This is a genomic window from Methanosarcina sp. 2.H.T.1A.6 (assembly GCF_000979455.1).
Lineage (GTDB): Archaea > Halobacteriota > Methanosarcinia > Methanosarcinales > Methanosarcinaceae > Methanosarcina.
On the sequence record NZ_JJOY01000022.1, the window covers coordinates 16,366 to 29,811 of the forward strand.

Genomic DNA, 13,446 nt, shown 5'->3' on the forward strand with positions numbered 1-13,446 from the left:
TTTTTCATATGTTTACTGTGTTAATTATGTATGTCAAAAGGGTTATTTAACGGTTGTGTGTAGTATGTACAAAATCAAACATTTCCATATGTCCAACCTTTTTTCTCTTTCCGGGTCAGGAGTTTGAAGGTCAAAAATCCTGACAAAAAGATCGAGTTTCGTATTTCTGCGTGCCAGAAGTTGCCAGGGTAGACAGTGTAAAGATGACGAGGATATCGAGCAGGACAGGCTTTTCCACAGGCTCAAACCCGGAAATATTCAAAATGACGTTGAGTAAGATTATCACCCCCATCAAAATTTGAATCCAAACAATCTCTTCGGATATTTTGGGCAAGTGCCCGCTACAAGCAAAAAATAAAAAAGGAGAGTTAAATATCGTTTTTAATCCCTGAAAGGATCATTTAAATCAAAAAATTGACTTTGATCAGGGAAAGAAAAATGCCCCTGCACAATGAGCCATCTGTCCCCGCGTTTCTCAAGTACCTCTGTGACCCGGGACGAAAATCTAAGTTTTTGCCCATCTACTTTTGCCTTTAAAACAGCATCAATAGCCACCCAGGCTACGTTGCCGGATGCTGAAATTGAAGTCCAGTTGTATTCGAGAGCCGGGTCCTCGATTTGAGACCAATCGCGCTCAAACTGAGCTCTTATTTCCGCAAACCCAACACGTTTCTCGTCTGCCCCGGTACCGTAAATAACGACATCTGCGTCCGGTGCAATAAGGGACATTGCGCTTTTCAGGTCGCGTCTGGCGTAACTCTCTGCAAATTTATCCAGAACATCCTTAACTGCTTTTTCGGTCACATTATCTGCTTTCATTGTATTTTCCTCTGAATGATTAGCTAAGGCAGAATTACAGTATAATAATTTAAAGATTGTCCTTCGGCGATTTATAGGATTGTTTTATGAGCGGGTTTTTAAGAGCCGGATCTTTTTCGTATGCAAAAGCAGGAATAGAGATGGCTGTGTTTTACGATTCTCTCTACTAAGAGCAATCAAGCTCTACTAACTCATTTTATGATGAAAAAGAGTCCGTAATTACTTCAATCTTATATACAGAGATACCTTTATACATTCTACCACACCTTTTACATTAAGTTTCTTACTGACAATAGCCGATAACTATCAGCGCAGCACCTAAAAGAGCTAAGAGAGGAAACAAGCGCAGAAAGAGGGTTTAAATATAAGAGGAAAAAATAGCGAGCCGATGGGCTTAAAAGTGAAGGAAGAGCAAAAAGAGTTAGATTTGAAGGAATAATTAAAGGACAGCTAAAGGAAAACTGAAGGAAAATTTACAGTGAATTTACAGTGAATTTAAAAGAATTAAGGCGCTTCCTGCTTAGATTCGGGTGAAAATATGGAAAAATACGATTACAGTGAACTTGGGCTGAAAGCCGGGCTTGAAATTCACCAGCAGCTGGATTCGAAGGAGAAGCTTTTCTGCAGGTGCCCTACCCTGATCAGGGACATCGGGGATTCGGACTTCGAATTTTTCAGGTATCTGAGGGCTACGGAAAGTGAAATGGGAGAAAAGGACAGGGCTGCGGTGGAGCAGACAAAGATCAGGAGAAAGTATATCTATAAGGCATATGACACGACCTGCCTTATCGAAAATGATGAAGAGCCACCAAGGGAACTCAATAAGGAAGCCCTGAACATTTCCCTCGGGGTTGCAAAGCTCTTCAACATGAAACCTGTCGACCAGATGCATGTAATGAGAAAGATCGTCGTGGACGGGTCAAATACCAGCGGTTTTCAAAGGACTGCATTTCTTGCAAGCGACGGATACATTGAAACTTCGGAAGGATACTGTGGGATTGACAGCCTCTGTGTGGAAGAGGAAGCTGCCCAGAAAATAGAGGAAATAGGAGACTCAGTAGTCTATTCCCTGGACAGGCTCGGGATTCCACTTGTCGAAATTGCAACTGCGCCTGATATCAAATCCCCGAGGCAAGCCCGTGAGGTTGCAGAGTATATAGGGATGGTTCTCAGGTCTACAGGGAAGGTGAAGAGAGGGCTTGGCACGATCAGGCAGGACGTTAATATCTCAATTGCCAGAGGCGCAAGAGTCGAAATCAAAGGAGTACAGGCCCTTGACCTCATAGAAGACATCGTCCGCAGGGAAGTCGAAAGGCAATTGAACCTGCTTTTTATCAGGCAAGAACTCCTTGAAAGAAAAGCCTTTGTTTGCGAGGAGATCTATGATATAACAGGGCTTTTCATGGACACGAAGTCCAAGGTCCTGCAAAAAGGCGTAAAGAAAGGCGCAATCCTTGCCGCCCTCCTCAGGAAATTCAACGGGCTTGTAGGCAGGGAAGTCCAGCCAGGGAGAAGGCTCGGGACTGAGTTTTCTGACAGGGCAAAGACGGCAGGTGTGGGAGGAATTTTCCATACGGACGAACTTCCTAACTACGGGATAACTGAAAAGGAAGTCCAGGCTGTCAGGGACGCTATCGGCGCAAACCCTGAAGATGCTGTCATCATGGTTGCAGACGAACCTGAAAAATCCAGGCTTGCAATTGAGGCAGTAATTAAAAGGGCAAAAGAAGCCTTTGAGGGAATCCCTGAAGAGACCCGAAAAGCCCTTCCGGAAGGAAATTCTGCTTATATGCGCCCTCTCCCCGGCGCGGCAAGGATGTACCCCGAAACCGATGTTCCCCAGATCGAAATCTCACAGGAATATTTTGATTCCATAGAGCCTCCGGAACTCCTGACAGAAAGGGCAAAACGTTTTGTCTCCGAAAGTGGCCTGAATAAAGAGCTTGCCGAAAAAATGGCTTACTCAAAGCATCTGCCTCTCTTTGAAACCCTCCTGAAAACCTACAGGAAGGACGCAAATGTTAACTCAACCCTGATTGCCAGAACCATTTTAGGAATCGTCCCTGAGATCAGGAGAAATGGTGTTGAGACGGACAACCTCACAGATGAACATTTCATTGAGCTTTTTGCAGCCATTTCTAACCAGGAAATTGCAAAAGAAGCCATTCAGGACCTTCTTGCCGCCCTTGCAAAAGAGCCTGAACTGACAGCTCAGCAAGCAATTTCAAAGCTCGGCCTGAGCGCCTTTGATCCCGAGGAAATCGAAAACTTCATTAAAAAGATGGTCCGGGAAAGAGGAGATTTCATCAAAGACAAAGGCCCTGCTGCCCTCGGCCCTCTCATGGGTATTGTCATGAAGGAGTACAGAGGCACGGTTGACGGAAAAGTCCTGAGCCATATGCTGAAAAAAGAGATCGATAACTTTATCAATCAGGGATAAAATCCCTGGCTTTTTTTCTGCATCTGCTTTTCCTTTTATTTCTTCTCCTTTTATTTCTTTTCCAGTTATTCTTTTATCTCTACTTTTTCGCTTTTATTATTTCCATTTACCCTTATCTTCTGGTTCTACTTTCTCCACTACTTTTTCCTTATATCTTTTGTCTCTGTTTTTTCAGTTGTTTTTTTCTTGCCATTTTGTTCCTACTTTATCTACCTTATTTGTTTCGCAACTCTCTGGATTAGTTTCAAAAGAAATAAATATTCTTTGTAGAAAACAAATAAAATAGTCATAAAATCCTGGCAGCTTATAGAAGAGGCTATTTACGTAAGTTAACTTTTTATATTAACTAAAAGATCTTCTTACTTATAGCATAAAAATTTAGTTGATAAGTATGCTCTAATGGTATTTCAAAACCATACGATATCATAAGACTTAATTCCTGTCTGTCGGGGTTGAGCTTGCAAAAGGGGGATAGAAGTATGAAATTATACCTTAGCTCAGCATATCTCAGCTTCATATAAAAACCACCAAAAATGCCACCTAACTATAAAATCTCTTACCCGTAAATAAGGAACACGAAAGTTCCTTATTTAACACTGCAAAATCATTACGCTAAGGAGAAAACCCCATGAAAGTACTGCTTGTAGACGACGACCCAGTATTCCTGGAGCTATCAAAAACGTTCTTAGAAGTGTTCCACGACATAAACTCCGATACAGTGGAATCTGCAGGACAGGCTCTCGAGAAGTTAGATGAACTCTCGTATGATGTAGTAGTTTCGGATTATGATATGCCTTATATGGATGGCATTTCATTTCTGAAAACTATCCGTGATAAGAGAATTAATATACCTTTCATCCTTTTTACAGGAGTGGGCAAAGAAGAAGTTATGAACCGAGCTATCGAAAACGGCGCAGATTCCTTTATTCAGAAAAGAGGAGATCCTAAAGCTCAGTACTCCGAACTTTCAAAGCGGATCTGGCAGATTGTTAGCAGTAAGTCAGGTTACTGATTATTGTAAAGAAATAATTTGAATCTCTGAAAGAAGCATCTTTAGTTTCTGTCAGGTATAGGGATAGTAATCACATTTAATCAACCATTTTTTTAGTTAACCATTTTTTTTTAGTTAACTATTTTTAAATAGTATTCATGTAACGCTTTCCTCTCTTTTCTATGTTTATCTGAATCACTTTTTTTATCTATCCACTGAGTTTTCTGGCGATGCTCGAAAAAACAACCATGTAAAGGTAAGACTGTCAGGCTTTCTTTTTATTCATCTCTGCTATTACTGCGAAAAGGTTTCAATAAATTACAGTAGAATACTCTGAAATTATTTCGGTTCAGCCGAATCCTTTTTCTGGATATATTTATGTGGTATTATATTCATTGCTTTTAGAGGGATTTTGTGGTTCTGGAGTACAAATTGCTTATAGGTGGAGAGTCGAGAGACTCGTCAACAGGAGAAACTTTTGATGATATCAATCCGGCTACTCTTGAAAACCTTGCTACGATACAGGTAGCCGGGAACGAGGATGTGGACAGGGCAGTTGAGGTTGCCGAGGAGGGATTCAGAGTATGGAGCGAAGTTCCGGCTCCCAGAAGGGCTGAAGTGCTCTTCAGGGCTGCTCGTATCTTGCAGGAGAGAAAGGAAGATCTTGCCATACTCATGACAGAAGAGATGGGGAAGGTGCTGCCCGAAACAAGGGGCGATGTACAGGAAGCAATAGACATTACCAATTATGCCGCAGGGGAAGGCAGGCGGATGTTGGGGGAGACAACGACTTCCGAACTCAAGGACAAGTTCTGCATGACCTTGCTCAGGCCGATAGGAGTTGTGGGCATGATTACACCCTGGAACTTTCCTATTGCAATTCCCAGCTGGAAGATCATGCCAGCCCTTATTGCAGGAAATGCAATCGTGTTCAAGCCTTCAAGCGACACGCCCCTGCTTGCAATTAAACTCTTTGAAATCCTGATGGAAGCAGGCCTGCCTCCCGGAGTGGTAAACATTGTGCCCGGACCCGGAGGAAGCGTTGGAAAAGCCATAGTCCAGCATCCCCGAATAAAAGCAATTTCATTTACAGGAAGCCTTGAAACCGGGAAATGGATCATGGGAGAATGTGCAAAAACGATAAAGCGGGTCTCTCTGGAACTGGGAGGCAAAAACCCGGTAATTGTCATGGATGATGCCGACCTTGAACTTGCTCTTGAAGGCGTGCTCTGGGGGGCTTTCGGGACAACAGGCCAGCGCTGCACGGCTACGAGCAGGCTGATCCTGCACGAAAAAATAAAGGACGAGTTTATAACAAGGCTGCTTGCAAAAACAAAATCTCTCAGGGTAGGAAACGGGATTCTGCCTGAAACGGACATCGGGCCTGTAATCAATAAAGCCCAGCTTGAGAAAATAGAGAGGTACGTCAGGATAGGAAAAGAAGAAGGTGCAACTCTCCTGCTCGGGGGAAATACCATAGATCCCGGGCTTCCTGGCTATTTTTTTGAACCGACTATCTTTACGGATGTCAGGCCGGATATGAGGATTGCACAGGAAGAGATTTTCGGGCCTGTGCTCAGCATCATTACGGTTTCAGGGCTTGATGAAGCAATTGAAGTTGCCAATAACACCAGATACGGGCTTTCCTCGGCAATTTACACTGAAAATGTTGGAAACGCCTTCAGGGCGATTAAAAAGATAGAAGCCGGGATCACATATGTTAATGCCCCTACAATAGGTGCCGAAGTCCATCTTCCCTTCGGGGGCGTAAAAGGAACCGGAAACGGGTTCAGGGAAGCCGGGACAGAAGCAATCAAAGAATTCACAGAGGTAAAAGCCGTGTACATAGACTACAGCGGCAGGCTGCAGAAAGCCCAGATAGATACGGAATGAAATATGGGAAGAGGGTGAATCATTCTGGATTACACGAAGCCGGAAAGGCTTGAAAAATGGAAAAACTTTGAAAAAACAGAACAATCAGAGGACGCAATGAGGACGCTGGAAACCGATCATGGTTTTTTCGAACAGGACACAGGGTTGCTTGATATGGTTGGCCCAAAAGCCAGGGAGATCATAGGGCAGGACTGCAATGTAATATCTGCATGTGTAGCCCGTCCCTATCCTCTGGTTGTTGACAGGGCAAATGGTTCCATAGTCAAAGACATAGACGGAAAAGAGTACATCGATTTCGTTGCAGGGATTGCTGTTATGAATGCAGGCTACTCAAACCCCGAGGTTAAAGCCGCCATCTCAGCCCAGCTGGATAAAATGGTTCACTGCGGATACGGGGACTTTTTTGCCGAGCCTCCATTAAAACTTGCAAAAAAACTAAGAGAGCTTGCAGGCTACTCAAAGGTCTTTTACTGCAACAGCGGGACCGAAGCTGTAGAAGCTGCAATGAAACTTGCTCTATGGAAGACAAAGCGCCAGAACTTTATCTCTTTTTATAATGCTTTCCACGGCCGAACCCTGGGCGCTCTTTCCCTGACCTGCTCTAAAGTCCGGCAAAAGGAGTATTTCCCTACCCTCCGGACAGTGCACACCCACTATGCCTACTGTTACCGCTGCCCCATGAAACTCGAATATCCCTCCTGCGGAATCGAATGCGCAAAGCAGATTGAAAACCTGATTTTCCGAAAAGAGCTGAGCCCTGAAGACACTGCTGCCGTTTTCACTGAGCCCATCCAGGGAGAGGGAGGCTATATAGTCCCGCCTCCGGAGTTCCACAAGGAAGTAAGAAAAATCTGTACGGATAATGACGTTCTCCTTGTAGCTGATGAAGTCCAGACAGGCTGTTTCAGGACAGGCCCCTTCCTTGCCATGGAAAACTTTGAGGTAAGGGCTGATATTACCTGCCTTGCAAAAGCCCTTGGCGGAGGCCTCCCTATGGGCGCAATGCTTGCAGACAGAGACCTTATGGACTGGCCTCCTGGCGTCCACTCTAACACCTTCGGCGGAAATCTCCTTTCCTCAGCTGCATCTCTCGCTTCCCTTGAATTTCTGGAAAAGGAAAATATAGAAAACCATGTCAGAGAAATGGGAGCGCATATCCGGCAGCGCCTCAGGGAGTTTCAGGAGAATTTCCCCTGCATAGGAGATGTTCGCGGCCTTGGCCTCATGACAGGTGCAGAAATCGTAAAATCCGACAAATCCATAGACCCTATCAGAAGGGACAGGATTATCAGAGAAGCGTTTAAAGAAGGAGTTATTCTCCTCCCCTGCGGAGACTCTGTAATCCGCTTCTCTCCACCCCTCGTCATGACCGACGAAGAAGCCGACCTCGGGCTCGACAAATTTGAAAAATCTCTGAGAAGAGCGGCGAGGTAAAGGCAGAATAAAAGTGCAACATATGACTTTCATTTAATCCGCATCGTTGGAAGAAGTTCTGATAAGAATAGGCCGGAGCAAACTTAATAGCTGTCTTCGGTCTTTCTGTCACCGTGCATAGCACGGGCTTTTCCGAAAAGAAGTAGTAAAAGATGAGAATAAAATGCCTGAGTTCAGCAGGAAACACGTCTGTTTTTCTCACAAATCCAACCTGCTCAATGTAGTAATCATGAAAAAATATCAAAGTCCGACGATTGTATTCGTCATAAGACAGCCGAAAACATCCTTTTTAAGTTTTCAGATATCTTTTTAATCCTCGAATTTCTGTTTTTTTATTTCAGTGTGTGGCACGGGCTCCGCTGAAAAAAAGAGAAGTTAAAAAAGGCCGCGACTAATTTAAAAAAAAATAAATGTATAAATGACTTTTATGGTATATTCGGATAAAATAACGGCTTATGAAGGCTATTTTCAAATAATCATCTCTCTAAAACTGGCAAAAGTTTTTTAATTAATAACTGCATATTTAGTATTATGGATTATGAGAGCAATGAACGGGTTGAGAACGATAGTTCAGCTTTGATTGTTTTTGTAACTATAATTGCAATTGCAGTCAGCCTTCTAGGAATAATGGTGTCTATAAGGTGAACTACTCCTGACTAAAGCATCGGAGCTTTCTCCCTTATGACCCGTAACTGAAGTAACCCATTTTCCGCATTTATATCTAAAAAACGGCTATTTTTTTCATTACGTCAGTAAATTAGAAATCCGTAAGAAAATCTCTTAGTCAGTCTCATAAGAAGAGATGAACTACGGGATACACGGAAAACTATCTCAGGTCTTCTATTTCCGTGTTTTTTCCGCAGTTACATAACTTTTTAAAAGAAAAGAGCAGTTTAACTGCCCCATATCAAAAAGTAGTATAAAAAAGTAGTAAATTTTTTTACAGACCTTTTTTTACTTCCTGTCTTTTTCAGCATTCTTCAGCTTCTCTTCGGTGCTGCTGAGAGTAATCAATTTGCTTTCAACAAGCCCAATCGGAAGGTCTGCGCCAAGGGTGAGCGAGCCGACTTTATTTCCTGCAAGAGTCCTCCCGGGCAGGTCAGGCATGACCTCAAGCTCTTTTCCGACAGGCGTTTCAGGGTATTCGGTTTTGAGCCCGGAAAGAGGGCTGGAAATAGCACCGGATACAAGTCCAAGGTCAGAGTCAGAAACCAGCCTCGGATGGGCTTCGGAACTCAGGCGAGGCTGCCCGAGGGGAGAAAGCCCGAGATCTCGCGTCGGAGAGAGCCGGTTGTTAAAGTCAGGTAAAAGGCCACTGAGCTGGTCAAGGGCAGGGCTTGAAAAAGTAGAAGATTCATAAGTCAAAGTGGAATGCACGGCAGGCGACCTTTCCTGGTTTTCACTAACTGCACGGTCAGAAAGGTGTGAAGGTAAAACGGAATCTTCGGATTTGCTGCTATTCATAGCTGTAAGGATTGTCACGATGGTATATCAATTATACGAGGGCTTTTCCTTCCTTGTTCAGCCATATTTTTTCAGTTCTCTTTTTTGTTGTCCATCTTTATAGGTAGAAGCGTAAAATCCCCGGATCTTTAACCCAGGGATTATAAGCGTCAACTTCTCCCACTTTCGTTTTTCTATTCGCTGCATTAATATAATTTCCAACCAATTGTATATTGCTTTCCTACTGTGATAACCAGGCCAACGGAAAGCAACCAGTTAAACCGGTACCCGAAGGGTTAGGGGTTGCACTGGTAAACCGGATGCCGAAAGGCAGCTCTAAATCAATACATACGGGATGCGGGGACGAGCTTGGGGACTTACTGGTAATTGGTTGGGGGAATGAACCAGGGACATGAACCCGGACGCTCGTTAAATCTTTAGATTTAATGGGTAGTTAACAAGATAATTTACGAGAACAAATCCAGTAAAGGTTCAGAAGGTGTTCGAAGGCATTAATGCGTTCGATAAAAAATAAACTATATGGGGGAATTTTATGCAAACAAGTCCTATAGAAGTCCAAAAAGCTTTAAAAGAGATGGGTTATCCTGCAGAGAAGAAGAAACTTATTGAACACGCTAAAAAGCACAAAGCCAGCAGTAAGGTAATGGAGGTCCTCGAAGAACTTCCAGAGAAGGAATATACCAACGCTGCCGACGTCAGCAAGGCGTTTTCAGGAAAGTAACTTTGCTCAGAGTGAACCCGCACTCAAGTGGGAGGCAACTTATATTCAACTCAACAATTAACTGCACTTTCTAATATATTACTTACGGTTTGGGTTCTTGTTTATATGTATTAATATTTTCTGGGCTGACTATAAAACATGAATTCGGTTGAGATTCAGGAAGCTATGAATCAGGTGTTATATCTACGGTTTCCTCTTCTCACTACCTTTTAACGCTGGCCCCCGGATTCAGGATAAAGCAGGGATAAAACGGTTAGTCTTCTGCCAGCGATTCTTCTGTGAAGCCTAATGGGTCTGGAACACGACAGGAACTACTTTTCCGGAAAGTTAGATTCAGTCGAAATGGGGCCATTAACTGACAGGGAAGGTTGTAAAAACATCTGGTTTAATAACTTAAAATACACTTCTAGAGACTTAAAACAGCTCAAACCTGATGCAACAACAATAAATATCACCGTGCAAGATATTAATCATTCAATTAGTTCATTGAGACACACCAAAGAATGGCACATTCATAAGTGCGGCTCTTTTGAATTATTTGATCTAAAGCCATAATATGACGTATAAGGGGGAAATATATGGAGCGAAAAGATTACCAGAGCAGGGGTCGGGATTCCGGTAGAGGGCCGCAGAAGATGTACAAAGCAAAATGTTCTGATTGTGATCAAGAAACAGAGGTGCCCTTTGAACCAGACCCTGACAGACCAGTCTACTGCAGGGAGTGCTATGCAAAAAGAAAGAGCAGATAATTCTAAACATGGGTTATCTGATAGTATACTTTTAACAGATACGCTTCTTACAGATGACTTCTAACTTACTTCTGAGATCTTCATCTGTATTTTTAATTTTTACCATCTTTTCCTTCTCTACGGTACTCCTCAACCATGTTCCTTATCATTCTTAGACTCTATTCTATCATTTTTTGACCCTACTTCCGGTCCTCCTTGATTCTAACTCAAATATTTTTCTCAAGTTATTTACTCAAGTTATTTACTCAAGTTATTTACTCAAGTTATTTACTCAAGTTCTCTTTCTAACTTTGTTATATCGAACCATACTCTGAAAAGTTCGTCTTTTCCTGTATCCTTGATGTCAATTTCTACGGATTGAGTCAGTGTAGCTTTAATTGTTTCCCATTCTTCCCTGCGGATATCAACAATTTCCCAGGGGCCAGCAGAACTGTCTTTTACTCTGTCCCGGGAAAGCTGTAACAGCAGGTGTTTCTTTTCTGCAGGAGTAAGATCTTCAATACCCCTTATTTCAGACTCTTTCACTGTAGCCTTCCCTATTTTGGATTGAACTGCCATGTTTTCTCCAGATTCGTCTTTGATTCTTTTTTCCATGAATTCACCTCCCTGCCTGGGTTAGAATGCTCAGGGCGTGGGCCTGAAGGTCCTTGGGTCAAGGTAAATATTTCTCTGGCAGTAGCTGCAGATAGTCTCAAGGTGTTTTCCTGCAAGAAGAGCTCTCTCCACCTCTTCTTCCGGGGTGATATACTGGGTCATTTCCTCTCCGCAGTAAGGGCATTTTATCTTCAGCCAGTCCAGTTTCGTAAGCTGCCTTATATTCTGTATGAGCTTTCCCAGAGCATCCTCATAGTTTTCAGGGTAAAAATTAATCGGCTGGAGATGGTGTATAAGGATAGGCAGTTCAACTCCTGCCTCTGCCAGCGGAATTATTAACTGGTCGGCTCCTACAGCCAGCCCGATCTCCTGATTCACCTCCGGGGATAACATTCCTTCCTGTGTGATGATCGGGATAATGCAGTCTGACTGGCGGATGCCAAAACGTATTCTTTCAGCCAGGGAAAGAATTCGAGCTTTCCTGTACATGGACGAGAAGCTCTCCAGTTCCACTGTCCAGAGAGTCCGTGCCAGTTCCTGGGCAAGCGGTTCGTCCTGTTCGCAATGAGAAATGTAAATCTTTGTGATCATGCTTGCTGTACTTTATCTGTTATTATCTTGTTTTTCCGGGCTTATGTTCGGTCTCCGGTTCAGGTTCAGGTATCGGTTCGGGTGAAGGAACCGGCTGCGGCTCCGGATAAGGTATCGGCTCCGGCTGTAAAGATGGTTTTTTATCTTCTTTTCCCAAAAATAACTCCCCCTCTATCAATAACACTACTTTCTGAACAATTTATTTTCCTGGTGGTTTGCTTTGTTATGCTTGTGTCGTTATATTTGCGTCGTTATGAATTCACATTGCTTAATTTTTCTTTTTAAGAATAAGCTCTTAAGAACCTATTTTAAATTGGTAATAACTGTTTTGCTAAGTTCTTTCTATTAATGAAGTAAGAACCATGCAACACCAGAACCATGGAGTGCCAGAACCCTGCCGGTCAGTCAGAGGCTAACATTACGCTTGTGGCTTTAATTACTGCGTAGACCTCATGCCCTTCTTTCAAACCCAGCTTTTCAGCGGAACTTTTTGTGATAATGGAAGTGATCTCGGTGCCACCCGGAAGTTCGACTACGATTTCCGAGTTAACTGATCCGTGTGTTATGCTTTTGACTTTACATTTAAGGACATTGCGTGCGCTTATTTTCACTTCTATCCTCCGATTCAGGTTTTTATTTATTAATCAATATGGTTAGTCTTGTGAATTAAAGAAGCATAGGAATCTGGTTTCCTGAACTTAGTTACTGAATCTTAAGACTTCATTTCTATAGTTACGGATTTGGTCTTTTCACCCGTGCAAAGAATGCATATCCCCGAAAAATCCCCTTCTGCTGAAAAATGGAAATATACAAAATAGAACATATAGGCATATCATATTCTGCAAAACTATTAAAAAAATATTCAGATGACTGCGAATCAAACTGCAGCTTAAACAAAAGATATATTTAAATGACGCATCTTCCCATGTAATCAGTTTACGAGGCATATAATGAAAATGAAAATTGCATCTATAGGCATGGTTTTACTCCTTACCATAGGGGTTATAACCGTGGTCTCCTTCTCGCTTGGCTGTACTGAGCAGGAAGAAACTCCTGCTAAACCTGCAGATAACACTTCTGTTGAACCTGCAGATAACACTTCTACCGAATCCGCAGAAAGCACACCTGCTGAACCTGCAGAAAGCACACCTACCGAACCTGCAGAAACCCCTATCCCGGAACTCGAACCAATTTCTGCCGATGCTATTACCGGTATCAAATGGCAGTGGGCCAGTTTCCAGGACTCTGATAGCCCTGAAAACCAGATAATGGTTCCTGACCCTGAGAGCTATACGCTTGCCTTCTCCCCTGACGGCACATATCATATCAAAGCCGACTGCAACAGCGGCAGTGGAACCTACACCCTGGAAGGAAACGACTTAACTCTTGGTCCGGCTGCCATTACGCTTATGGCATGCGGGCCTGAGTCTATGGATGGGGAATATCTGTCGCTTTTACCCAGTGTGGGGTCAGTAGCTCTGGAGAATGGACAGCTTGTCCTGTATCCTGGAAACGAAGGGGACAAAATGTTCTTTACAAATGGAGGACAGGCTGAGCAGTAAAGTTTAATTTAAAAGGGAATTCAGTAGATAGAGGCTCGATGATTTATAGAGCCTTTTTTCTATTTTTTATGAGATGTTGAGGTATTCAATTCATAAACCCTCAGCAGGAAACCCCTGAGTCTTTAGCTCAGGGGAGGAATGCGTAAACTTCCCCGTCCTGCTCTGTTGAATTAATGTACTTGTCCTGG

The 13,446-nt window shown here is 43.1% G+C and carries 16 protein-coding genes; 9 read left to right on the forward strand and 7 right to left on the reverse strand.

What is annotated here, in order from left to right; genetic code table 11:
- Positions 1-130: 130 nt before the first annotated feature.
- Together EO98_RS18260 and EO98_RS17385 are read right to left on the reverse strand one after the other, a co-directional pair.
- The gene (locus EO98_RS18260; RefSeq protein WP_156161025.1) at positions 131-292 is read right to left on the reverse strand and encodes a hypothetical protein; all 162 of its coding nucleotides are present in this window, start codon (positions 290-292) and stop codon (positions 131-133) included.
- Positions 293-381: 89 nt separating this feature from the next.
- Positions 382-819: a nuclear transport factor 2 family protein gene (locus tag EO98_RS17385; RefSeq protein WP_052734490.1), complete on the reverse strand. Its 438-nt coding sequence runs from the start codon at positions 817-819 to the stop codon at positions 382-384.
- 538 nt (positions 820-1,357) lie between these two features.
- Here EO98_RS17385 and gatE point away from each other — a divergent pair.
- The 4 genes from gatE (at position 1,358) to EO98_RS04990 (ending at position 7,577) form a co-directional block, all read left to right on the forward strand.
- On the forward strand, positions 1,358-3,259 hold the full coding sequence (gatE, locus tag EO98_RS04975) for a Glu-tRNA(Gln) amidotransferase subunit GatE (RefSeq protein WP_048139653.1): 1,902 nt from the start codon (positions 1,358-1,360) through the stop codon (positions 3,257-3,259).
- Positions 3,260-3,887: 628 nt separating this feature from the next.
- A complete protein-coding gene (locus tag EO98_RS04980; RefSeq protein ID WP_048139655.1) occupies positions 3,888-4,271 on the forward strand; it encodes a response regulator in 384 nt (127 codons plus the stop codon).
- Between the two features lie 393 nt (positions 4,272-4,664).
- Complete coding sequence (locus EO98_RS04985) at positions 4,665-6,143, forward strand: aldehyde dehydrogenase family protein (RefSeq protein ID WP_048139657.1); 1,479 nt, start codon at positions 4,665-4,667, stop codon at positions 6,141-6,143.
- Between the two features lie 96 nt (positions 6,144-6,239).
- The gene (locus EO98_RS04990; RefSeq protein WP_235283557.1) at positions 6,240-7,577 is read left to right on the forward strand and encodes an aminotransferase class III-fold pyridoxal phosphate-dependent enzyme; all 1,338 of its coding nucleotides are present in this window, start codon (positions 6,240-6,242) and stop codon (positions 7,575-7,577) included.
- Between the two features lie 954 nt (positions 7,578-8,531).
- Here EO98_RS04990 and EO98_RS04995 read toward each other — a convergent pair.
- Positions 8,532-9,059 carry a hypothetical protein gene (locus EO98_RS04995; protein WP_048139662.1) on the reverse strand — a complete coding sequence of 176 codons (528 nt, stop codon included), beginning with the start codon at positions 9,057-9,059 and terminating at the stop codon, positions 8,532-8,534.
- Positions 9,060-9,253: 194 nt separating this feature from the next.
- Here EO98_RS04995 and EO98_RS18265 point away from each other — a divergent pair, with 194 nt between their 5' ends.
- From EO98_RS18265 to EO98_RS17730, 4 genes are all read left to right on the forward strand, one after another.
- Positions 9,254-9,436 (forward strand): hypothetical protein, encoded by a 183-nt coding sequence (locus EO98_RS18265; protein WP_156161026.1) that lies wholly within the window; start codon positions 9,254-9,256, stop codon positions 9,434-9,436.
- Between the two features lie 137 nt (positions 9,437-9,573).
- Entirely contained in the window at positions 9,574-9,762 is a 189-nt protein-coding gene (locus EO98_RS05000; protein ID WP_048139663.1) for a DUF2795 domain-containing protein, read from the forward strand.
- Positions 9,763-10,050: 288 nt separating this feature from the next.
- Entirely contained in the window at positions 10,051-10,317 is a 267-nt protein-coding gene (locus tag EO98_RS18270) for a hypothetical protein (RefSeq protein WP_156161027.1), read from the forward strand.
- A 23-nt stretch (positions 10,318-10,340) separates the two neighbouring features.
- Positions 10,341-10,511 (forward strand): CxxC-x17-CxxC domain-containing protein, encoded by a 171-nt coding sequence (locus EO98_RS17730; protein ID WP_082098476.1) that lies wholly within the window; start codon positions 10,341-10,343, stop codon positions 10,509-10,511.
- A 267-nt stretch (positions 10,512-10,778) separates the two neighbouring features.
- Here EO98_RS17730 and EO98_RS05005 read toward each other — a convergent pair whose 3' ends face one another.
- The 4 genes from EO98_RS05005 to EO98_RS05015 all read right to left on the reverse strand — a co-directional run bounded on the left by EO98_RS05005 (position 10,779) and on the right by EO98_RS05015 (position 12,307).
- On the reverse strand, positions 10,779-11,105 hold the full coding sequence (locus tag EO98_RS05005; protein ID WP_048139666.1) for a hypothetical protein: 327 nt from the start codon (positions 11,103-11,105) through the stop codon (positions 10,779-10,781).
- A gap of 30 nt (positions 11,106-11,135) precedes the next feature.
- Positions 11,136-11,696, reverse strand: a complete 561-nt coding sequence (locus EO98_RS05010) for a toll/interleukin-1 receptor domain-containing protein (RefSeq protein WP_048139668.1) — start codon at positions 11,694-11,696, stop codon at positions 11,136-11,138.
- 22 nt (positions 11,697-11,718) lie between these two features.
- Positions 11,719-11,853 (reverse strand): hypothetical protein, encoded by a 135-nt coding sequence (locus EO98_RS19370; protein ID WP_255350222.1) that lies wholly within the window; start codon positions 11,851-11,853, stop codon positions 11,719-11,721.
- 244 nt (positions 11,854-12,097) lie between these two features.
- Positions 12,098-12,307 (reverse strand): molybdopterin-binding protein, encoded by a 210-nt coding sequence (locus EO98_RS05015; RefSeq protein ID WP_048139670.1) that lies wholly within the window; start codon positions 12,305-12,307, stop codon positions 12,098-12,100.
- 339 nt (positions 12,308-12,646) lie between these two features.
- Here EO98_RS05015 and EO98_RS05020 point away from each other — a divergent pair, with 339 nt between their 5' ends.
- The gene (locus EO98_RS05020; protein ID WP_048139672.1) at positions 12,647-13,258 is read left to right on the forward strand and encodes an META domain-containing protein; all 612 of its coding nucleotides are present in this window, start codon (positions 12,647-12,649) and stop codon (positions 13,256-13,258) included.
- Positions 13,259-13,446 lie beyond the last annotated feature (188 nt).